The sequence below is a fragment of the Acuticoccus mangrovi genome, assembly GCF_016411865.1.
In the GTDB taxonomy this organism is placed as follows: Bacteria; Pseudomonadota; Alphaproteobacteria; order Rhizobiales; family Amorphaceae; genus Acuticoccus; species Acuticoccus mangrovi.
In genome coordinates, this window is sequence record NZ_JAEKJA010000020.1 from 118676 (window position 1) to 139486 (window position 20811).

The window sequence follows — 20811 nt, forward strand, 5'->3', positions numbered from 1 at the left end:
CGGCCGGCCTCCGTGGCAATGTCGGAGCCCCGGATGGGATGGATCAACGGGAGCGCGGCGTTCGGCCGAGCCGACGCGCTTCAGGAGAGACGATGGAGACATTGGAGGACGACGTCACGACCCGTGCCGACGATGGCGGCTTCGGCGTCTATGTCCACTGGCCGTTCTGCCAGTCGAAGTGTCCTTATTGCGACTTCAACAGCCATGTTCGCCACGGCGGGGTGGATCAGCAGCGCTATGCCCGGGCGCTCGCCCGCGAGCTCGCCACGATGGCCTCATGGAGCGGCGAGAAGAACCCGACGAGCGTGTTTTTCGGCGGCGGCACGCCCTCGCTGATGGAGCCCGCCACCGTCGCCACCGTCCTCGAGGCGATCGACGACGCCCTCGGCCTGCCCAGCGATGCCGAGATCACCCTCGAAGCCAATCCCTCCTCCGTCGAGCAGTCCCGTTTCGAGGGTTTCCGCGCGGCCGGCGTCAACCGCGTCTCCCTCGGCGTCCAATCGCTCCACGACGACGCGCTCGTCGCCCTCGGCCGCCGCCACGACGCGGCCACCGCCCGCGCGGCCCTCGCCCTCGCGCAGGGCATCTTCCCCCGCGTCTCCGCCGACCTCATCTACGCGCGCCCCGGTCAGACCACCGCCGACTGGGCCGACGAGCTCTCGGAGATGCTGGAGATCTGCGGCAACCATCTGTCACTCTACCAGCTCACCATCGAGGAGGGCACGCGCTTCTTCGACCTCCACGAGGCCGGCAAGCTCGTGGTGCCGGAAGACGACGCCGCCGCCGACCTCTACGAGCTGACCCACGCCCTCACCTCCGCCGCGGGCTTCGCGCGCTACGAGGTGTCGAACCATGCCCGCGACGACGAGGAGGCGCGGCACAACCTCCTCTATTGGCGTGGCGGCCGCTACATCGGGGCGGGCGCCGGCGCGCATGGGCGGCTCGACATCGAGGGGACGCGCACCGCGACCGCCACCCACCGTCGGCCGGAAGACTGGCTCACCGCGGTGGAGGCGAACGGCCACGGGCTCGCCGAGCGCGAGCCGCTCGACACCGCGGCGACGGCCGACGAGTTCCTCCTGATGGGCCTGCGCCTCTCCGAAGGCCTCGATCTCGACGCCTACGCCCGTCGCGCCGGCGCTCCGCTCGACGAACGCCGCGTCGACGCCCTCGCCAGCGAGGGCTTCCTGTCCCGCAGCGGACGCCGCATCCGCATTCCGGACGCCGCCCGTCTCCTCACCAATGCCATCGTCCGGGAGCTCGCATCATGAGCACCACCGAAAGCACCCTGCCCACCAGCGCCGCCGCCGAGACCGATCGCCTCCTCGGCGAGCTCGAAGACCTCTATGTCGACAACGGCGAGCGCTGGGCCGACGCCCGACCCGCGATCCTCGCCCGCATGAAGGCCGCCCGCGCCGACGCCCTCAAGGCGTGCGAGGCGACGCTCAACGAGACGAAGTCCGGCGTGATCGCCGCCAAGGTGCTCGCCGCCGGCCAGGACGCGGTCATCCGTGCCTTCTACCGCTTCGCCGCCGAGCACATCTATCCGACGGCCAATCCGTCGGTCGCCGAGCGCCTGTCGGTAGTGGCAACCGGCGGCTACGGCCGCGGCCTGCTCGCCCCGGGCTCCGACATCGACCTCCTCTTCCTCTACCCCTACCGGCCCACGCCGTGGACGGAGTCGATGGTCGAGACGATCCTCTACATGATGTGGGATCTCGGCCTGAAGGTGGGTCACGCCGCCCGCTCGGTGGACGAGTGCATCAAGCTCGCCCGCGTCGACACGACCATCTGCACCGCCCTCCTCGAGTGCCGCTTCATCGACGGCGACGAAAATCTCGCCGATCACCTCGTGGAGCGCTTCGACCAGGCGGTGGTGCGGGGCACCGGCAAGAAGTTCATCGCCGCCAAGCTCGCCGAACGGGACGAGCGGCACCGCCGGCAGGGCATGACACGCTACCTCGTCGAGCCCAACGTGAAGGAGGGCAAGGGGGGCCTGCGCGACCTCAACACCCTCTTCTGGATCGCCAAATATTTCTACCGCGTGCGCACCGAGGCCGAGCTCGTCGACGAAGGCGTGTTCTCGGAGAAGGAATATCGCCTCTTCAAGAAGTGCGACGACTTCCTGTGGTCGGTGCGCTGCCATCTGCACTTCCTCACCGGTCGCGCCGAGGAACGGCTGACCTTCGAGCTTCAGCGCGAGATCGCCCAGCGGCTCGGCTATGCGCCGCGTCCGGGCCTTTCCGACGTCGAGCGCTTCATGAAGCACTACTTCCTCGTCGCGAAGGACGTCGGCGACCTCACCCGCATCCTGTGCGCCGCGCTCGAGGCCCAGCACGTCGTGCAGGCGCTCGGCCTCTCGCGCATGCTGCGCTCGCTGACGGGTCAGGCCGTGCGCATCCTGACACCCGACTTCCACGCCGAGCACAACCGCATCGTGCTGACCCGGCCGGACGCCTTCAGCGAGGATCCGGTCAACATGCTCAGGATCTTCGAGCTCGCCGACGCCAACAATCTGTCGCCCCATCCCGACACGATGTTCGAGCTGCGGCGCTCGCTGCGGCTCATCGACCAGTCGGTGCGCGCCGACCCGGAAGCCAACCGCATCTTCCTGGCGCTGCTGACCGAGAGCAACGATCCCGCGACGCTCCTGCGCCTCATGAACGAGACCGGCGTGCTCGGCGCGTTCGTGCCCGACTTCGGCAAGGTCGTCGCGATGATGCAGTTCAACATGTACCACCACTACACGGTGGACGAGCACCTCATCCGCACCATCGGCGTGCTCGCCGACATCGAGCAGGGCCGCGCCGAGCACGAGCATCCGCTCGCAACCCAGCTCGTCAAGACGATCCAGAACCGCCGCGCCCTCTACGTCGCCGTCTTCCTGCACGACATCGCCAAGGGCCGCCCGAAGGACCACTCCATCGAGGGCGCCCGCATCGCTCGGCGCCTCTGCCCCCGCTTCGGGCTGACGGCGGCGGAGACGGAGCTCGTCGCCTGGCTGGTGGAAGAGCATCTGACGATGTCCATCACCGCCCAGTCGCGCGACCTCTCCGATCCCAAGACCATCGACGCCTTCGCCCAGAAGGTGCAGAGCTTCGAGCGCCTAACCCTCCTCGAGATCCTCACCGAAGTCGACATCGCGGCCGTCGGCCCGAACGTGTGGAACGGCTGGAAGCGCCAGCTCCTCGCCACCCTCTACGACGAGACCGAGGCGATCATCGCGGCCCGCCACACCCGCCGGCCGCGCTCCGCCCGGATCAAGGCGGCGCACGCGACCTTCATCAAGCGCGCCACCTTCCTCACCCCGGAAGAGCGCCAGGCGACCGTCGACCGGCATGGCAAGCCCTACTGGATCCGCACCCACATCGACGACGCGCTCTATCATGCCGAGCTGATGAAGAGCGGCGATCCGGCCAACATCATCTCCGGCTTCCGTAAGCTCTCCGACAGCGGCGTCACCGAGATGACCCTCATCGCCCGCGACGCGCCGCGCCTTCTCGCCGTCGTGGCCGCGGCCTGCGCCTCGGCCCAGGCCAACGTGGTGTCGGCCGACATCTTCACCACGCGCGACGGCCTCGCGCTCGACATCTTCACCATCACCCCCCTGTCCGACGACGCCGAGGACGAGGAGCAGCGGGTCAAGCGGATCGCCCAGACCGTGCGCGACGCGCTTGCCGAGCGTGTGCCCGTGCCGAAGGCGATCGACCGCCGCGCCCGCGCGGTGAAGCAGAAGGCCTTCACCCACCCGACCGACGTGCTCCTCTCCAACGACTGGTCGGACGGCTACACCGCGGTGGAGGTGACCGGTCTCGACCGCCCCGGCCTCTTCCGCGACCTCGCCGAGGCCTTCCTCGACCTGAAGCTCAACGTCCGCTCCGCGCAGATCGCGACCTTCGGCGAGCGCGTCGTGGACGTCTTCTACGTCACCGGGCCGGACGACGTGCAGATCACCGATCCGGAGCTGAAGACGAAGATCGCCGAGCATCTCGTCGAGGCCTACGATCGGCCGGGCGAGGCCCGCCTCGCCAAGTCGGCCGCCTGAGGCACGGGGCCCCATGCAGCTCGCGCGCAACTTCGCCACCGTCGGGGCCTACACCGCGGCCTCGCGCGTCCTGGGCTTCGCCCGCGATATTCTCATCGCGGCGATCCTCGGTGCCGGGCCGGTGTCGGACGCCTTCTTCGTCGCCTTCAAGCTGCCCAACCTCTTCCGCCGCCTGTTTGCCGAAGGCGCCTTCAACTCCGCCTTCGTGCCCCTCTTCGCCCGCGCCCGTGCCGAGGACGGCGAGGCGGGCGGCGAAACCTTCGCCTCGATGGTGCTCTCCTGGCTCCTCGTCTTCCTCCTCGGGGTCACCGCGCTCGCCGAATTGTTGATGCCGCTCCTGGTCCTCGTGATGGCGCCGGGCTTCGCCGAGGAATCAACGCTCGACATCACCGTCCTCTACACCCGCATCTGCTTCCCCTATCTCGCGGCGATGTCGCTGGTCGCCTTCTTCTCGGGCATCCTCAACACGCTGAACCGGTTCGCGGTGGCGGCCTTCGCGCCGGTGCTCCTCAACGTCGTGCTCATCGCCACGCTGTTTCTGGCGGGCTGGCAGGGGCTCGACGCGCAGGGTGCCGCCACGGTGCTCTCCGGCGGCGTGTTCGTCGCCGGTCTTGCCCAGGCGAGCCTTCTCTTCATCGCGATCCGCCGGGCCGGCGTGAGCCTGCGCCTTCCCCGCCCCCGCGCGACGCCGCGCGTGAGGCGCCTCGTGAAGCTCGGCATCCCGGGCGTCGCGGCGGGCGGCATCACCCAGATCAACATCGTCGCCGGCACCATCATCGCCTCGTTCTGGCCGGGCGCCGTGTCGCACCTCTACTATGCCGACCGGCTCTACCAGCTCCCGCTCGGCATCGTCGGCGTCGCGATCGGCGTGGCGCTGCTTCCGGACCTCTCCCGCCGGCTGCGCGCCGGCGACGTCGGCGGCGCGCTGTGGACCCAGAACCGGGCGTTCGAGTTCGCCTTGATGCTGACGCTGCCGGCCGCCGCCGCCCTCGTCGTGGTGCCGTTCGAGATCGTCGTGCCGCTCTTCGAGCGCGGCGCCTTCACCCGCGAGGACGCCGCCATGACCGCCGCGGCGGTCGCCGCCTACGGCTTCGGGCTGCCGGCCTTCGTCCTCATCAAGGTGTTCTCGCCGAGCTACTTCGCCCGCGAGGACACCGCCACGCCGATGATCTTCGCCGGCGTCTCGATGGTGGTGAACGTCGCCGGCTCCATCGGCTTCGCGATGCTCCTCGCCCCGCAGGGCCTCGCCCACGTCGGCATCGCCGCCGCCACCAGCCTCGCCGGATGGGTCAACGCGCTGCTCCTCTTCACCGGCCTCCTGCGACGCGGCGACTTCGTGCCCGACAACCTCCTGTGGAGCCGGTCCCTCGGCTTCCTCGCCGCCTCCCTCGCCCTCGTGATCGCCGCCGTGCTGATCGCCGACGGTCTGAATGGCTGGTTCTTCGCTGCCGGCGACCGCTACGCCACCATCGCCCTCCTCATCATGGTGGCGGGATCAGCGGCCATCTTCGCCGTCGTCTGCGAGGTGTCGGGCGCCATCGGCGTGCGCGATCTCATCCGCGCCTTCAAGAAGAGCTGACGGCCTTCGGCGGACGCCTCCGCCGGCTGCGACGATGGATGACGCCGCCGGAGTTGCCGGCGACGCCGTTGCGGGATAACACGCAGGCCGTTCCAACAACGAGCACTCTAGTGACCTTCACCCCCCGCGTCTTCTCCGGCGTCCAGCCGACCGGAAGCCTGCACCTCGGCAACTATCTCGGCGCCATCCGCCGGTTCGTTGCCATGCAGGACGAGTTCCCGTGCATCTACTGCGTGGTGGACCTCCACGCGATCACGGTCTGGCAAGACCCGAAGGAGCTCATCGAGGCCACGTATCACGTGACCGCCGCCTATCTCGCCGCCGGCATCGACCCGGTGAAGCACATCGTCTTCAACCAGAGCCGCGTCTCGGCCCACGCCGAGCTCGCCTGGGTGTTCAATTGCGTCGCCCGCATGGGTTGGCTGAACCGCATGACGCAGTTCAAGGAGAAGGCCGGCAAGGACCGCGAGAACGCCTCGGCGGGACTCTTCGTCTATCCGACCCTCATGGCCGCCGACATTCTCGCCTACCAGGCGACGCATGTGCCGGTGGGCGAGGATCAGAAGCAGCACCTGGAGCTGACCCGGGACATCGCGCAGAAGTTCAACCACGACTACGGCGACCGGCTCGCCGAGCTCGGCTACGAGGAAGGCCTCTTCCCGATGACCGAGCCCATCATCCAGGGCCCGGCGACGCGCGTCATGAGCCTGCGCGACGGGGCGAAGAAGATGTCGAAGTCGGACCCCTCCGACGCCTCGCGCATCAACCTGACCGACGATGCGGACAGCATCGCCCAGAAGGTGCGCAAAGCGAAGACCGACCCCGAGGCGCTGCCCTCGGAGCCGAAGGGTCTCGAAGGACGACCGGAAGCGGACAACCTCGTCGGCATCTACGCCGCGCTGGCCGGCCAGACCAAGGAAGAGGTGCTGGCCGAGCACGGCGGCGCGATGTTCTCCGCGTTCAAGCCGGCGCTCGCCGACGTCGCCGTGAGCGTTCTCGCGCCGATCAACGACGAGATGCGGCGCCTGCTCGACGATCGTGGTCACCTCGACCAGGTGCTGACGAGCGGTGCGGAGCGTGCCGCCGAGATCACCGCGCCGGTGATGCAGGCGATGCGCCGCGTGGTCGGCTTCGTCGGCTAGTGGCGAGCGACCTGCCGCTCTTCGATCGGCCTGGCTTGCCCGATGAGGTCGCCCTCCTGCGTGCCGCCTACCCGCGCGGCGTGTGGGAGGGTCACCGGCACCTCGGACCGATGGCCCGTTTCTGGCTGGAGCGGCACCAGATGTTTCGCGATCTCGGCGGCGCCATCACCGGTGCCGCCGACCAGCTGCGCGACGGTCAGATCGAAGCGCACGCGTTCATGGGCTGGTTCGCCCCGCGCATCAATTTCTTCCTCAACGAGCTGCACACCCACCATGGGGTGGAGGACGAGCATTACTTCCCGCTCTTCCGCGCCGCCGACCACCGCCTCGGGCGCGGCTTCGACATTCTCGATGCCGATCACCACGTCATCGACGGCCTGATCCATGAGCTTGCGGCCGACGCCAACGCCCTCGCCGCCGCCCTCAAGGGAACCGGCGAGATCGCCCGTGCCGCCGAGACCCTTGCCGCGCGCCTTCACAAGACGCTCGGCGGTCTCATCCGGCACCTCGACGACGAGGAAGAGATCATCATCCCGCTGATCCTCGACCGAACCGAGGGGGTCCTCGGCGTCTAATCGCTCTGCGCGGCTCGCGGGCTCCCGCGACCGGTCAGCCGCGGCTTCTGAGGCGGACGTAGAGCGCGCCGTCGCCGCCATGGTTCGGATGGGCGGGGCCGAAGCTCACGACATGCGGCGTCAGCTCGCGGCCGGTGAGCCAGTGGGGCACGCTCTTGCGCAGGATGCCGCGTCCCTCGCCGCCCGATCCCTTGCCGGTGATCACCAGAACCACTTTGTGCCGCCGCGCCGCCGAGCGCTCTATGAAGCCGGCGAGCGCTCGGTGCGCCTCCTCCTGCGTCATGCCGTGGAGGTCGATGCGGCCGTCGATCCGCACGCTGCCACGGGCGAGCTTGCGGCGCGTCTTGCGGTCGATGTCGCCGGTCGGAGGAGGAAGCCGCTTGATCGGCTTTGCGGCGGGAGGCGCGGGCGGCGTCGGCGCGGGCGCCGGATTCTCCGGCGCGGCGTCGGCGGTGGGGACCGCGGGCGGCACCACCTCCTTCGCCGCCTTCTCGGGCTTCAGCGGCTTCACCGTGCGTGCCACGAGATCCCACAACGCCCGCTCGCGCGCCGACAAGGTGCGCTTCTTCACGCAATGCCTCGCGGCAGGATCACCGTGAGGCGGGCCGGCGCCTTCATCTCACCGGCGATGGCCCCCGCCACCGGACCCGTGCCCATGAAGAGATCGCCGCGCGCCGGGCCGACGATCGCCGAACCGGTGTCCTCCGCGATGGTCACCCCGTCGAACGGCCCATGGCCCGGTAGCGTGGTTTCCACGTAGACGGGGGTGCCGAGCGCGATCTCGGAGCGGTCGACCGCGAGGCTGCGGAAGGGAACGAGCGCGACGCCCCCCGCCGCGATCGGGCCGAGCTCCTCGCCCATCGACACCCGCTCGCGGAAGAACACAAAGGAGCGGTTCGCCGACAGGATCTCCGCCACGCGGTCGGGATTGGCCGCGAGGGCGGCGCGGATCGTCTGCATCGTGGCCCCGCCCTCGGGCAGCATGCCGCGGTCGATCATCACCCGCCCGATGGCGGTGTAGGGGTGGCCGGTCTTGCCGTGATAGCCGATGCGCATCTCCGCCCCGTCGGGAAAACGCAAGCGGGCCGAGCCCTGCACCTGGGCGAAGAAGGCATCCACGGGATCGGCGACGTAGGCGAGCTCCAGCCCCATGCCCTCGAGGGCACCGTTCATGATCGCGACGCGGTCGGGGTAGGGCGCGAGCGTCCCGTCGGCCAAGCGCTGGGCGAAAGTGCCGTCGCCGGGCAGATCCGGAGAGGCCGGTGATACTCTCACGAGATCCGGCGGGCGGCGGTAGATCGGGGTGGTGAAGGGGCCTTCGCGCACCCGCGAGGCGGCGACGAGCGGCTCGTAGTAGCCCGTCAAAAAACCCTCCGCCACAATGGCGAAGGGCTCGAAATGGGCCTCCACGAAAGCCTGCGCGGAGCCCGTTCGACGGGCGAGTATCGCTTCGGCCGTCGCGAGCCAGAACGCCTGATGCGGGCGCACGCGCACGGCCGGATCCACATGACGCGCCAGTCCGATCAGAAGCGCTTCGGCCTCAGCCTCGCCCCAGCCGGGCAGGCTTGCGAACGCACGCCTCCGCCGTCGAGCACCCTGTTGTGGCACCGAGGCCCTCCATGCGGTGGCGTCAGGCCGATTCGGTCGCCACCAGCACCCAGTTCGGATCCTTCGCGGTCACACGCCGCTCGAACGTCCACACGTCCACCACGTCGACCACCTTGTTGGGGTCGCCGTCGACGAGGGCGCCGCCCTTGTCGTAGGTCGCGGTGATCATCTGGCTGTCGATCCGCGCCGTGACCCGCGCCACGTCGCCCTTCAGCGACGCATCCGTCAAAGCCAGCTTCTCGATGCCGATCAGCGTGGTCGACATCGTCTGCCCGGCGGCCTCCCGGCTAGAGATCGCCGCGTCGAAGCCTTCCATCACCTCGGACGACAGGAGCGGACGCAGCGTGTCGCGATCGCCGTTGGCGAAGGCCGTCACGATCATCTCGTAGGCCATCGACGCGCCGCTCATGAAGTTCTTCGGATCGAACGACGGATCGACCGACATGATGCCGTGCAGCGCGTCGTAGAGCGGCGTGCCCTTCTTCGCGACGGGGGAGAGACGCTCCTCCGCATCGGCGGGAGCCCCGCCCCCGGCCCGCTCCGCCGACGGCTGGCGCGGCAACGACACGACGTTGTCGCCCCCCGTCTCGCGGGCGGCCTCCTGGCCGCTCTTCGCCGCATAGGGGTCGTAGGGCGGCCGCTCGTTCCCCGTCCGACGGCCCAGCACGCTGCGCAACCTCAGAAAGATCGCCACAGCCAGCGCCAGGATCATCAGATTGTAGATGTCGAAGATCTCACTCATCCACGGTTACCTGTCCGCTCGTCGGAGCGACTGTGTTGGGTGCACCGGTTCGATGCCGCGTACCCCCTTTAGATAAGACGAATTGCGCAGGCAAACAGCCCTCGGCCGTCCCACGAAACCCGGCGAGCCTAACCAATCGATGCACATGGGTCCATGGTCGGCGGCTGAAATCGACTTCATCCGTCCCATATCAATCGTCGACCAGAACGAGGTGACTTTGTGCTGCGGCTCATACTCTTTGCTTTTTTGGTGGCTGTTCCGATCGCGGAAATCGCCGTCTTTCTGATGGTTGGCGCGGCGATCGGAGTGCTTCCGACCATCGCCCTCGTCATCATTACCGCGATCATCGGCGCCTACCTTCTGAAGCAGCAGGGAACCTCCGCCTTTGCCCGATTGCAGGACGACCTGCGCAACAAGCGCATGCCCGCAGCGGCGATCGGTCACGCCATCACGGTGGCGATCGCAGGATGTCTGCTCCTCACGCCCGGCTTCATTACGGACACGCTCGGCTTTCTCCTCTTCATTCCGGCGGTGCGCGCCTGGCTGTGGCGCGGCATCACCTCCTCGGTGAAGGTCGAGCGGATCGACCCGAACGGCCCCTATCCGGGCGGCTACGGGCCGACGGGGGGCGCTCCCACGGGCCCGCGTGTGATCGACCTCGACGAGGGGGACTACCGTCCCTCCAACGATCCGTCCCCCTGGCGCGAAGGCCCGGGCGGCTAGCTTCGGCGGGTTTGCTTGTTTGGGCCGGGTGCCCATGCTAGCGACCGCGGCAAAGCCACCCCACATTGCCGCAACGGACGGAAACACCATGAGCGACTCGACGACGACGGACACCCAGCCGAGCGGCCAGCCCGCCCAGCCCACCGTGCGCGTCCTGGCGCAGTACGTGAAGGACTTCTCCTTCGAAAATCCCCGCGCCCCGCTCTCCCTGCAGCGCAAGGAAGGGACGCCGCCGATCAACATCAGCGTGAACGTCAACGCCCGGCCGCTGTCCGAGCAGGATTTTGAAGTGACGCTCACGCTGGAGGCCAAGGCGGCCGACGACAACGAGATCGCCTTCCAAGTCGAGCTCCACTATTCGGGCATCCTGCGCGTCGCCGGCATGAAGCCGGAGCACGTCCAGCCGTTCCTTCTCATCGAAGGACCGCGCCTGCTCTTCCCGTTCGCCCGCCAGATCGTGGCCGACGCGGTGCGCAACGGCGGCTTCCCGCCGCTGATGATCGACCCGATCGACTTCGTGACGCTCTACCGGCGCAATCTGGAAAAGGCGCAGGCCAGCCAGACGAACGCCAATCCGATCAACTGAGCCGGACTATTCGGCGGCCATCGCCGGGCCGCCGTCATCCGCGGACGCGAGCGACGCGGGCAGCGTCACTCGCTCCCACAAGGGCTCGGAGAAGGTCGCCATGAAGGCGGCGTGGGCCGCCCGCTCCTCTGCGGTGACACGGGGCAGCAGCGGCCGTGGCCGCGGCGGATGGCGCGGCGCCCCGGCGGCGGCCGGAGCGTAGCCGCCGGTCTCGTCGGCAAGCACGAACGCCGCCTGCCGGCCGCCCGACAGCTCCAGATAGACCTCGGCCAACAGCTCGGCGTCGAGCAGCGCGCCGTGCTTGGTGCGGCGGGATGCGTCGACACCATAGCGGGCGCACAACGCATCCAGCGAATTGGGACCACCGTGCTTGCGCCGAGCGATCGACAGCGTGTCGACCACCTGATGCGGCGGCACCGGCGGCTTGCCGCACATCTGCAGCTCGTTGTTGATGAAGGCGACGTCGAAGCTCGCATTGTGGGCGACCAGCTTGTCGCTGCCGAGGAAGGCGAGGAAATCGTCGACGATCGCCGCGAACACCGGCTTGTCGGACAGGAACTCGCTCGACAGGCCGTGCACCCGGAAGGCGCCCTCGGGCATATCCCGCTCGGGATTGATGTAGGCGTGAAAGACGTTGCCCGTCGGGATCGCGTTGAGCACCTCGACCGCGCCGATCTCCACGACACGGTCGCCCGTCAGCGGATCGAGCCCCGTGGTTTCGGTGTCGAGTACGATTTCGCGCAACGGTCCGCCTCCGATCTTCTCTCATGGTGACACATCGGCGGCGCCAATGCATCGCTCGCCGGATGCTATCCCAAGCTCAGCAGCGCGCGGCGCACGCCGACGACGCGGGAGCGCGTCAGCGCCACGCTCTCGCCCGTGTCGATCACGAAGTGGGCGTTGCGGCGCTTCTCGGCGTCGGCCATCTGGCGACCGCGGATCGCCTCGAAGCGCTCTTCCGTCATCCCGGGCCGGGCGAGCACCCGCGCGCGCTGCACCTCCGCCGGCGCACTCACCACGGCTACGGCACGAACCCGCCGCGCCTGCTTCGTCTCGAAAAGGAGCGGAATGTCGAGCACGGCGATAGGCCGCCCTTCACCCCGGGCGGCGGCGAGGAAGGCCGCCTCCTCCGCCCGCACGAGGGGATGGACGATCGCTTCGAGCCGCGCCATCGCCTCCGCATTGTTGATCACCAGCGCCCCGAGCTTGGCGCGATCGATCTCGCCGTCGACCGCGACGCCCGGAAACTCGGCCTCGACCGGAGCCACCGCCTTGCCGCGATAGAGGCGGTGCACGGCGAGGTCGGCGTCGTAAACCGCGTCGCCCGCCTCGGCGAAGAGGCGGGCGGTGGTGGACTTGCCCATCCCGATGGAACCGGTGAGGCCGAGAACGATCACAGCGTCGCGCTCACCAGACGCCGCAGATCCCTGTCGACCTTCGGCTTCACTCCGAACCACCGTTCGAAGCCCGTGGTCGCCTGAAAGAGGAGCATGCCGAGCCCGTCCACCGGCACAAGGCCCCGCGCGCGGGCCGCGGCGAGGAGCGGCGTCTCCAGCGGATTATAGATGAGGTCGGCCACCGTGGTCCCGGCCGGAAGCGGGCGGGGATCGACCGAAAGGGTGGTCCCGTCCATTCCGAGCGAGGTGGCGTTGACGAGGAGCGAGGCTTCGGAAAGGGCATCCGGAAGCGCGTCCAGCGCGATCGCCTCGGCTCCGGCGCGGGCCGCCACCGCCTCCGCCTTGTCGGCGGTGCGGTTCGCCACCAGCACGCGGCATCCTTCCGCGACCAGCGCATCGGCGACGGCGACGGACGCGCCGCCCGCTCCGACGATGACTGCCGGCCCGACGGCGCCGCGCCAGTCGGGTGCCTGATCGTCGAGGCTCGCAATGAAGCCCGAGCCGTCGCTGGAGGAGCCGGAAAGGCCATCGCCGTCGCGCCAGATGGTGTTGGCGACACCGAGCCGGGTAGCCACAGGGTCGGCCGAAACGCTCTCCGCCGCCAACGCCTTATAGGGCATCGTGACGTTGACGCCCGTGTAGGGCGAGGATGCGAGATCTGCGAAGAACGCGGCCGCCTCGTCGGGCGCGACGGCGATCCGCTCGTAGCGCGCGTCGATGCCGTGGACGGCGAACCAATGGCCGAAGATCACCGGCGAGCGGGAATGCTCCACCGGCCAGCCCACGACGCCCACGCGCTGCATCAGAAGGCCTCCGTGACGCCCGTTCCGTAGCGGCGGTCGGCGAGAAGGGCGACGATCGCCGCCGCCGTCTCCTCGATGGAGCGGCGCGTGACGTCGATCAGCGGCCAGCCGTTCTCGGCGCAGAGCTTGCGGGCGAAGGTCACCTCCTTCGCCACCTCCTGGCGGTTGACGTAGGAGGAGGCCCGCCGATCGGCGTTCATGGCGATGAGACGGTTCTCGCGCAGCGCGACGATGCGCTCGGGCGAGGCGGTGAGCCCGACGATCAGCGCCCGCTTCGCCTGGAACATCGAAGGAGGCGGGGAGAAGCCGGGGACGATGGGCAGATTGGTCGCCCGCACCCCGCGGTTCGCGAGATAGATGGACGTCGGCGTCTTGGAGGTGCGCGAGACCCCGATCAGCACGACGTCGGCCTCGTCGATGTCGTCGGGCAGGGCTCCGTCGTCGTGGCGCATGGCGAAGTCGAGCGCGGCGATGCGGCGGAAGTAGCCGGCGTCGAGCTCGTGCTGGGCGCCGACGCGGCTCGCCTTCTGGACGTTGAGGTAGGACTGGAAGACGGCGACCAGCGGGTCGAGCACGTCGATGCAGGGCAGCCCCAGCCGCCCGCAGGTGCTCTGGAGGCGGGCCAGGATCTCCCCGTCGACGAGGGTGAACATGACGATGCCCGGCGCATCCTCGATCTCGGCGAGGACGCGGTCGAGCTGCCGGTCGGACCGCACCAGCGGGTAGACGTGCTCGATCGCCTCGACCTCGTCGTAGCGGGCGACGGCGGCGCGAGAGGCTGTCATCAGCGTCTCGCCGGTGGAGTCGGACACGAGATGGACGTGAACGAAGGTGCGTTTCCGGCTCAAGAGTTGCGCCTCACCATGGGGATTATTTTGGAACAACTCCTGCCGGGTGAGCGGTCACGGCGCAAGCCTGTGGATCACCCGCCCGCTGATCCACGCCACCATCCACCGTTCGGGCGCGGTGGACAAGCGACACCTCGATGACAGTCCATTCGTCATGCGGGGCGCCTCTTGCGGTTCCGTCCACAGGATGCCCCCAATGAGGGCGAGCGCCGGGCTTCCGCAATTTGGCCGCAGCGCCTCGACATTTGACCCTCTTGCGGTGAGCCGAGCGAACATGTGAACAGTGAAGGTGCTTCGCGCGTGGATGACGCGAACGTCAACACCCACCCTGTGTGCTCTCGCTTCATCCCCGTGATGCGCGCGCCAACATCATCAACATCAATAAATTATAGAATCTGTTAAAGTGATGGACGACGCCGCTTCCGCCTCCCAGCGCCAGCCACCTCTCATCGCCGCATTGAAGGGCGAGACCGTGCGGCCGGCTCCCGTCTGGTTCATGCGCCAGGCCGGCCGATACCTCCCCGAGTACAGAGAACTCCGAAAGCAGGCCTCTGGTTTCCTGGAATTTTGCTACACCCCCGAGATGGCGGTCGAGGCGACCCTACAGCCCATGCGGCGCTACGCGTTCGACGCGTCGATCGTCTTCTCCGACATCCTGGTGCTTCCCCACGCGCTGGGGCAGGAGGTGTGGTTCGTGCAGGGCGAGGGACCGCGCCTGACGCCTCTTGCCGATCCGGGTTCGCTGAGCTTCGAAGGGTTCGAAAGCCACCTCGAGCCGGTCTACGAGACGATCAGGCGGCTGAGAGCGGCGCTGCCGGCGGAGAAGGCGTTGCTCGGCTTCTGCGGAGCGCCGTGGACGCTCGCCACGTACATGATCGCCGGGCGCGGCGGGCAGGAGCAGTGGCCCGCCCGGACCTACGCCGCCCGCAATCCCGCGCCGTTCGCAGCGATGATCGATACGCTCGTCGAGGCCGCGATCCGCCATCTCGTGCGCCAGATCGAGGCGGGGGCGGATGCGGTGCAGATCTTCGACAGCTGGGCGAGCGCGCTCGACGAGCGGGGATTCCTGCGCTGGTCGGTCGAGCCCATCGCCCGCATCGTCGCCGGCGTGCGGGAGGCGGCGCCGGGGGTTCCGATCATCGGCTTTCCGCGGGGAGCGGGCTACGGCTACACGGCCTTCGCGGAGCGCACGGGCGTCGACGCGGTGTCGCTCGACTGGACCGTGCCCATGGCGGCCGCCCGAGAGTTCCAGGACCGCGGTATTTGCGTCCAAGGCAACCTCGATCCCGCCGTTCTCACAGTTGGTGGCGAGGCTCTGGACAACAGCGTGGATCACATCTGCGCGGCGTTGAAGGACGGGCCGTTCGTGTTCAATCTCGGCCACGGTATCTCGCTGGAGACGCCGCCGGAGCATGTGACCCGCGTGATCGAGCGGGTGAAGGAGCGGACCGCCCGTCGATGATCTATCTTTGGCTCAAGGCCCTCCACGTCATCGCGATCATCGCCTGGATGGCGGCGCTCCTCTACCTTCCGCGCCTGATGGTGTATCACGTTGCTGCGGAGCCCGGTTCGGTCCAATCGGAGACGTTCAAGGTGATGGAGCGGCGCCTTCTGAAGGCGATCGCCAACCCGGCGATGATGGCGGCCTGGGTGCTCGGCCTGTCGCTCGCCACCTACGCGCACTTGTGGTCGAGCGGATGGTTGCACGCCAAGCTCGCGGCGGTGCTGGTGCTCACCTTCGTCCACACCCGCATGGCCCGGTGGGTCGACGCCTTCGCAGCCGATCAGAACACCCACTCCGCACGCTTCTACCGGATGATGAACGAAGTGCCGACGGTGCTGATGATCGCCATCGTGATCCTCGTCATTTTGAAGCCGTTCTAAGGTGACGACGACCATGCGATGCGGCATTATCCTGCCTCAAGCTCGATTTTTTTGGCCTAGAGGAAGGATTTCCGCGCTTTAGGATGCACGTAGGGCTTGCATAAGCGCCTCGCCGTCGATACGTTCACGCCTGTTCCATCCTTCGCATCGTGGAGATCGCGGCTTCCCAGGCCGTGAACGATGGCGGTGCCGGAGCTCCCCCCTTCCACCTGTACATTCTTGCGGCAGTCGCAACGATCCGCTTTCCCGGCTTTCTTGCCGGCGACCAGGACAGCCCCATGCGCGAATTGAAACTTCACGAGCTCAAGGCCAAGAGCCCCGGTGATCTCATCGCCTTTGCCGAAGAGCATGAAGTTGAGAATGCTTCGACCCTGCGGAAGCAGGAGTTGATGTTTGGAATCCTCAAGCAGCTTGCCAGCAAAGACGTTGATATTATTGGCGAAGGCGTCGTTGAGGTCTTGCAGGACGGTTTCGGTTTCCTGCGCTCTCCCGACGCCAACTACCTCCCCGGACCCGACGACATCTACGTCTCGCCATCACAGATCCGACGCTTCTCGCTGCGGACCGGCGACACTGTCGAGGGTCAGATCCGCAGCCCGAAGGAGGGCGAGCGATATTTCGCTCTCCTTAAGGTTAACACCATCAACTTCGAGGAGCCGGAGGCGGCCCGGCACAAGATCCACTTCGACAATCTGACGCCGCTCTATCCCGAGTCGCGCCTCCACATGGAGGTGGAAGGCCCGCCGACGAAGGATTATTCCGGCCGCGTCATCGACCTCGTGGCCCCGCTCGGCAAGGGCCAGCGCGCGCTGATCGTCGCACCGCCCCGCACCGGTAAGACGGTGCTTCTCCAGAACATCGCAAAGTCCGTCACCGCCAACCATCCGGACTGCTATCTCATCGTCCTCCTGATCGACGAGCGGCCCGAAGAGGTCACCGACATGCAGCGCTCGGTGCGCGGCGAGGTGGTGTCCTCGACGTTCGACGAGCCGGCGGTGCGCCACGTCCAGGTCGCCGAAATGGTGATCGAGAAGGCCAAGCGCCTCGTAGAGCACGGGCGGGACGTGGTGATCCTGCTCGATTCCATCACCCGCCTCGGCCGCGCCTACAACACCGTGGTGCCCTCCTCGGGCAAGGTGCTGACCGGCGGTGTCGACGCCAACGCCTTGCAGCGTCCGAAGCGCTTCTTCGGCGCGGCCCGCAACATCGAGGAAGGCGGCTCGCTGACGATCATCGCGACCGCCCTCATCGACACCGGCAGCCGCATGGACGAGGTGATTTTCGAGGAGTTCAAGGGCACCGGCAACTCCGAGATCATCCTCGACCGCAAGATCTCCGATCGCCGCGTGTGGCCGGCCATCGACATCCAGCGCTCCGGCACCCGCAAGGAAGAGCTCCTGGTGCGCAAGGAGGACCTCAAGAAGGTCTTCGTGCTGCGCCGCATCCTCAACCCGATGGGGTCGGTCGACGCGATCGAGTTCCTACTCGACAAGCTGCGGCAGACGAAGAACAATTCCGAGTTCTTCGACTCCATGAACACCTGACGAAGGGTTGGTTGGCCGGCTCAGCCGGCCTGCCAGAGTGCATCGGTCAGTGCCTTGGTGTCGGCGAGCGGCAGCGAGCAGACACCGGCGCGGCAGACGATGGCGGTTCCCTCCGGCGGAGCCATCTGCAGCGCGGGATGGTTCGTCGGGGGAGCGTCGAGTGCCACGACCGCGGGATGACCCGACCGCCGCGCCGCCATGACGAGCGTCGGGGCGTCGTGCGCGGTGACGGAGGCGAGCCGGTCGAGCTGATCCTGGCCGCAGAAGAGGCTGGTGCAGGAGAACACGTTCTGCGCGGCGGCGCGGGCATGGGCTCTGAGGATGCGTCGGGCGATCGCCTCGTAGCGATCGTCGCCGGTCATCACCCACAGCGTCGCGAGATTCTTCACCATCAGCCCGTTGGCGTTCGGCACCGCCTCGTCTTGCGGGCTGTCGGGACGCATGATGAGGCTCTCGGCGTCGTCGGCGTTCCAGTAGTAGCCGCCGTGGCCGGCGGTGTGATGGGCCTCCAGCGTTTCCACCCAGCGGTAGGCGTCGGCGAGACCATCCGGCAGACGGCCGGCGGCGACGAGGCCGAGTGCCGCATGGATCATGGCCGCATAGTCGAGCGCAAACCCCTGATCCACCCGCGTGTCGCCACGCATCGCGTGGATGAGGCGATCGCCGACACCGAAGCGCTGCTTGGCGACGTGGTAAGTGGTCTCGGCGAGGTCCAGCCAGTCGGTCCGGTCGAAGGCTGCTCCGGCGCGAGCGAGGGCGGCGACGAGCAGGCCGTTCCAGTCGGCGAGGGCCTTGTCGTCGCGGCCCGGCCGAGGACGCGCCTCGCGGGCGGCGAGAAGCCGCGATCGGCAGTCGGCGAGGAAGGCCTCGGTGGCTTCGTCGCCGAGGCCCGCGGCGGCGAGTCGGTTCGGCACGTTGCTGCCTTCCCAGTTGCCGGCCTCGGTGATGTCGTAGGCCTCGGCGAAGCGAGCGGCGTCGGGTCCGAGAATCCCGTCGACCTCAGCCCGGCTCCAGACGTAGAAGCGGCCTTCCTCCCCCTCCGAATCGGCGTCGAGGCTGGCGGCGAAAAGGCCGTCTACCGCCATCTCGCGCTCCAGCCACGCGACGGTCTCCTGCGAGCGGGCGCGATAGAGGGGATCGCCGGTCACGCACCAGGCGTCCGCCATCAGCGAGAGGAGCTGGGCGTTGTCGTAAAGCATCTTCTCGAAGTGCGGCACGAGCCAGCGCTCGTCGACGGAGTAGCGGGCGAAGCCACCGCCGATGTGATCGTAGATGCCGCCCATCGCGATGCGGTTGAGCGAGGTGAGGACGAGGTCGCGATAGGACGTCTCGCCGGAGCGGGCGTAGGCGCGCCACAACAGTTCGAAGAGACCGGCGTTCGGAAACTTCGGCGCGCCTCGCGTGCCGCCCGCCACGGGGTCCATCACGCCGGCGAGCTGCGTGGCGGCGCGCAACGGCGCATCGGCGGGAAGCTCGCCGGGATCCTGTCGCGTGTCGAGGCGCTGGCGCAGCGCCTCGACGTTGCCGGTCACGATGTCGGCGCGGCTCTTATAGGAGTCCGACACCGCCGTCAGGACGTCGACGAAGCGGGGTCGGCCGAAACGCGCCTCCTTGGGAAAATAAGTCCCGCCGAAGAACGGCTCGGCCGTGGACGTCAGGAACATCGTGAGGGGCCAGCCACCTTGCTCGCCCGTCGCATGCAGCGCCGCCATATAGATCTGGTCGATGTCCGGCCGTTCCTCACGATCCACCTTGATGTTGATGAAGCGCTCGTTCATGACCGCGGCTGTCGCGGCGTCCTCGAAGCTCTCGTGCGCCATCACGTGGCACCAGTGGCACGCGGCATATCCGATGGACAGTAGGATGGGTGTGTCGGTGCGTCGGGCCTCCTCGAGCGCCTCCGGACACCATGGCCACCAGTTCACGGGGTTGTGGGCATGCTGGATGAGGTAGGGGCTCGCCTCGTGGGCCAGTCGGTTCATGGGCTTCGCCAGGGCCATGGGGGAGACCTTTCGTGATCGGGTCGGGAACGATAGTGGCGTTGTCGTCGGGGCCACCACCCTCGGCAGTCGCCGTGATACGCGTGAGCGGGCCCGAGGCGTGTGCCGTTGCGACGGCGTTCGGCGTGAAGACGCTGCTACCGCGTCAGGCGGTGCTGCGCGGCCTGACCTCGCCGGTCGACGGGTCGCTCATCGATCGTGCCCTCTGTCTATACTTCGCTGCGCCGGGGAGCGCCACCGGGGAGGACGTGCTCGAGCTCCATCTTCACGGCGGCGTCGCCGTGGTTGAGCGGGTACTCGCCGACGCCGTGACCTTATCGGGAGTACGCGCCGCGGAGGCGGGCGAGTTCACCTTGCGCGCCGTCCTCAACGGCAAGATGGGCCTCGCCGATGCCGAAGCGCTGGCGGATCTCATCGAGGCCCGCACCGAGGCGGAGCGCCGGCGCGCCGTCCGCCTCGCCGACGGCGCGCTCAGCCGCCGCCTTGCCGACTGGCGCGAACGGCTGATCGGCGCGCTCGCCCTCTGCGAAGCCCATCTCGATTTCGCCGACGACGGCGATGTCGGAAGCGCCCAACCCGAGATCGACGCCGTGCTGGAGCCGCTGCGGTCGGAGATCGAGGTGGTCCTCGCCGGGAGCATAGACGCGGAGCGTCTGACGGACGGCTTCCACGTAGCGCTCGTCGGACCGCCCAATGCAGGGAAGTCGAGCCTCCTCAACGCATTGTGCGAGCGGGATGCCGCCATCGTGAGCCCCGAGGCCGGCACCACCCGCGACGTCGTCTCCGTAACCCTCGACCTCGACGGCTATCGCGTCACCCTGAGTGACACCGCTGGCGTGCGCGACGGTGTGGTCGGCGTGGAGGCGGCGGGGATCGCCCGAACGGAAGCGGCGCGTCGGGCCGCCGATCTCGTGATCGAGGTGACGAGCCCGGACACTCGGCCGCTCGACCTTCCCGACGCCGATCTGCGGATCCTCCACAAGAAGGACATGGCGGCGGTCGCCGCCACGGCCGACTTGGCGACGAGCCTTGCCGATCCCGTGTCGATCGCCGATCTGAGGGAGCACATCGCGGCGCACGCCCGGGCCGGTCTGTCCCGGGCCGAGAACGCGCTCATCACGCGGACCCGTCAGCGCTCGGCTCTGACAGACGTGCGCGATGGGATCGCCGAAGCGCTGGCGACGGACGCTCTGGAGCTCAAGGCGGAGGGGTTGCGCTTGGCGTGCGCGGCAATGGCTCGTATGACGGGAGAGATCGGCATCGAGGACGTGCTCGACGACGTGTTCGGGCGGTTCTGTATCGGCAAGTGAGTGTTTCACGTGAAACATGATGTGG

At 68.2% G+C, this 20811-nt stretch carries 19 protein-coding genes; 11 read left to right on the plus strand and 8 right to left on the minus strand.

Features of this window, described 5'->3' with window-relative positions; genetic code table 11:
* The first annotated feature begins 92 nt into the window (after positions 1 to 92).
* The 5 genes from hemW to JCR33_RS19015 all read left to right on the plus strand — a co-directional run bounded on the left by hemW (position 93) and on the right by JCR33_RS19015 (position 7341).
* The gene (gene hemW, locus JCR33_RS18995; protein WP_198883697.1) at positions 93 to 1271 is read left to right on the plus strand and encodes a radical SAM family heme chaperone HemW; all 1179 of its coding nucleotides are present in this window, start codon (positions 93 to 95) and stop codon (positions 1269 to 1271) included.
* Positions 1268 to 4045 (plus strand): [protein-PII] uridylyltransferase, encoded by a 2778-nt coding sequence (locus tag JCR33_RS19000; RefSeq protein WP_198883698.1) that lies wholly within the window; start codon positions 1268 to 1270, stop codon positions 4043 to 4045. Before hemW ends, JCR33_RS19000 begins: the two co-directional genes overlap by 4 nt.
* Before the next feature lie 13 nt (positions 4046 to 4058).
* Entirely contained in the window at positions 4059 to 5624 is a 1566-nt protein-coding gene (gene murJ, locus JCR33_RS19005) for a murein biosynthesis integral membrane protein MurJ (RefSeq protein ID WP_198883699.1), read from the plus strand.
* Between the two features lie 110 nt (positions 5625 to 5734).
* Positions 5735 to 6766 (plus strand): tryptophan--tRNA ligase, encoded by a 1032-nt coding sequence (trpS, locus tag JCR33_RS19010; protein WP_332461227.1) that lies wholly within the window; start codon positions 5735 to 5737, stop codon positions 6764 to 6766.
* A 35-nt stretch (positions 6767 to 6801) separates the two neighbouring features.
* A complete protein-coding gene (locus tag JCR33_RS19015) occupies positions 6802 to 7341 on the plus strand; it encodes a hemerythrin domain-containing protein (protein WP_198883701.1) in 540 nt (179 codons plus the stop codon).
* Between the two features lie 34 nt (positions 7342 to 7375).
* On the opposite strand, the gene JCR33_RS19020 is transcribed toward JCR33_RS19015, so the two are convergent.
* From JCR33_RS19020 to JCR33_RS19030, 3 genes are all read right to left on the minus strand, one after another.
* Positions 7376 to 7912, minus strand: coding sequence for a Smr/MutS family protein (locus JCR33_RS19020; RefSeq protein ID WP_198883702.1), 537 nt, complete (start codon positions 7910 to 7912; stop codon positions 7376 to 7378).
* The gene (gene mltA / locus JCR33_RS19025) at positions 7909 to 8835 is read right to left on the minus strand and encodes a murein transglycosylase A (protein ID WP_198883703.1); all 927 of its coding nucleotides are present in this window, start codon (positions 8833 to 8835) and stop codon (positions 7909 to 7911) included. The genes JCR33_RS19020 and mltA overlap by 4 nt, the downstream gene beginning before the upstream one ends.
* 136 nt (positions 8836 to 8971) lie before the next feature.
* Positions 8972 to 9691 carry a Tim44/TimA family putative adaptor protein gene (locus JCR33_RS19030; protein ID WP_198883704.1) on the minus strand — a complete coding sequence of 240 codons (720 nt, stop codon included), beginning with the start codon at positions 9689 to 9691 and terminating at the stop codon, positions 8972 to 8974.
* Positions 9692 to 9940: 249 nt separating this feature from the next.
* On the opposite strand from JCR33_RS19030, the gene JCR33_RS19035 reads away from it, so the two are divergent.
* Both JCR33_RS19035 and secB read left to right on the plus strand, forming a co-directional pair.
* Positions 9941 to 10414 carry an FxsA family protein gene (locus JCR33_RS19035; RefSeq protein WP_198883705.1) on the plus strand — a complete coding sequence of 158 codons (474 nt, stop codon included), beginning with the start codon at positions 9941 to 9943 and terminating at the stop codon, positions 10412 to 10414.
* A gap of 88 nt (positions 10415 to 10502) precedes the next feature.
* Positions 10503 to 11000: a protein-export chaperone SecB gene (secB, locus tag JCR33_RS19040; protein ID WP_198883706.1), complete on the plus strand. Its 498-nt coding sequence runs from the start codon at positions 10503 to 10505 to the stop codon at positions 10998 to 11000.
* Positions 11001 to 11006: 6 nt separating this feature from the next.
* Here the strand turns inward: secB and dnaQ are convergent, their stop codons facing one another.
* The 4 genes from dnaQ to JCR33_RS19060 form a co-directional block, all read right to left on the minus strand.
* Positions 11007 to 11744, minus strand: a complete 738-nt coding sequence (gene dnaQ, locus JCR33_RS19045) for a DNA polymerase III subunit epsilon (RefSeq protein WP_198883707.1) — start codon at positions 11742 to 11744, stop codon at positions 11007 to 11009.
* Positions 11745 to 11809: 65 nt separating this feature from the next.
* A complete protein-coding gene (coaE, locus tag JCR33_RS19050; RefSeq protein WP_198883708.1) occupies positions 11810 to 12397 on the minus strand; it encodes a dephospho-CoA kinase in 588 nt (195 codons plus the stop codon).
* Complete coding sequence (locus tag JCR33_RS19055; protein ID WP_198883709.1) at positions 12394 to 13200, minus strand: shikimate dehydrogenase family protein; 807 nt, start codon at positions 13198 to 13200, stop codon at positions 12394 to 12396. Before JCR33_RS19055 ends, coaE begins: the two co-directional genes overlap by 4 nt.
* Complete coding sequence (locus JCR33_RS19060; protein ID WP_198883710.1) at positions 13200 to 14048, minus strand: pyruvate, water dikinase regulatory protein; 849 nt, start codon at positions 14046 to 14048, stop codon at positions 13200 to 13202. Before JCR33_RS19060 ends, JCR33_RS19055 begins: the two co-directional genes overlap by 1 nt.
* 406 nt (positions 14049 to 14454) lie before the next feature.
* Here JCR33_RS19060 and hemE point away from each other — a divergent pair, with 406 nt between their 5' ends.
* The 3 genes from hemE to rho all read left to right on the plus strand — a co-directional run bounded on the left by hemE (position 14455) and on the right by rho (position 17476).
* Positions 14455 to 15510: a uroporphyrinogen decarboxylase gene (gene hemE, locus JCR33_RS19065; RefSeq protein WP_198883711.1), complete on the plus strand. Its 1056-nt coding sequence runs from the start codon at positions 14455 to 14457 to the stop codon at positions 15508 to 15510.
* On the plus strand, positions 15507 to 15932 hold the full coding sequence (gene hemJ, locus JCR33_RS19070) for a protoporphyrinogen oxidase HemJ (RefSeq protein WP_198883712.1): 426 nt from the start codon (positions 15507 to 15509) through the stop codon (positions 15930 to 15932). The genes hemE and hemJ overlap by 4 nt, the downstream gene beginning before the upstream one ends.
* Before the next feature lie 278 nt (positions 15933 to 16210).
* On the plus strand, positions 16211 to 17476 hold the full coding sequence (gene rho / locus JCR33_RS19075; RefSeq protein ID WP_198883713.1) for a transcription termination factor Rho: 1266 nt from the start codon (positions 16211 to 16213) through the stop codon (positions 17474 to 17476).
* A 20-nt stretch (positions 17477 to 17496) separates the two neighbouring features.
* Here rho and JCR33_RS19080 read toward each other — a convergent pair whose 3' ends face one another.
* The gene (locus tag JCR33_RS19080) at positions 17497 to 19458 is read right to left on the minus strand and encodes a thioredoxin domain-containing protein (RefSeq protein ID WP_232372685.1); all 1962 of its coding nucleotides are present in this window, start codon (positions 19456 to 19458) and stop codon (positions 17497 to 17499) included.
* Positions 19459 to 19511: 53 nt separating this feature from the next.
* Here JCR33_RS19080 and mnmE point away from each other — a divergent pair, with 53 nt between their 5' ends.
* Complete coding sequence (mnmE, locus tag JCR33_RS19085; RefSeq protein WP_332461229.1) at positions 19512 to 20786, plus strand: tRNA uridine-5-carboxymethylaminomethyl(34) synthesis GTPase MnmE; 1275 nt, start codon at positions 19512 to 19514, stop codon at positions 20784 to 20786.
* The last annotated feature ends 25 nt before the right edge of the window (positions 20787 to 20811 follow it).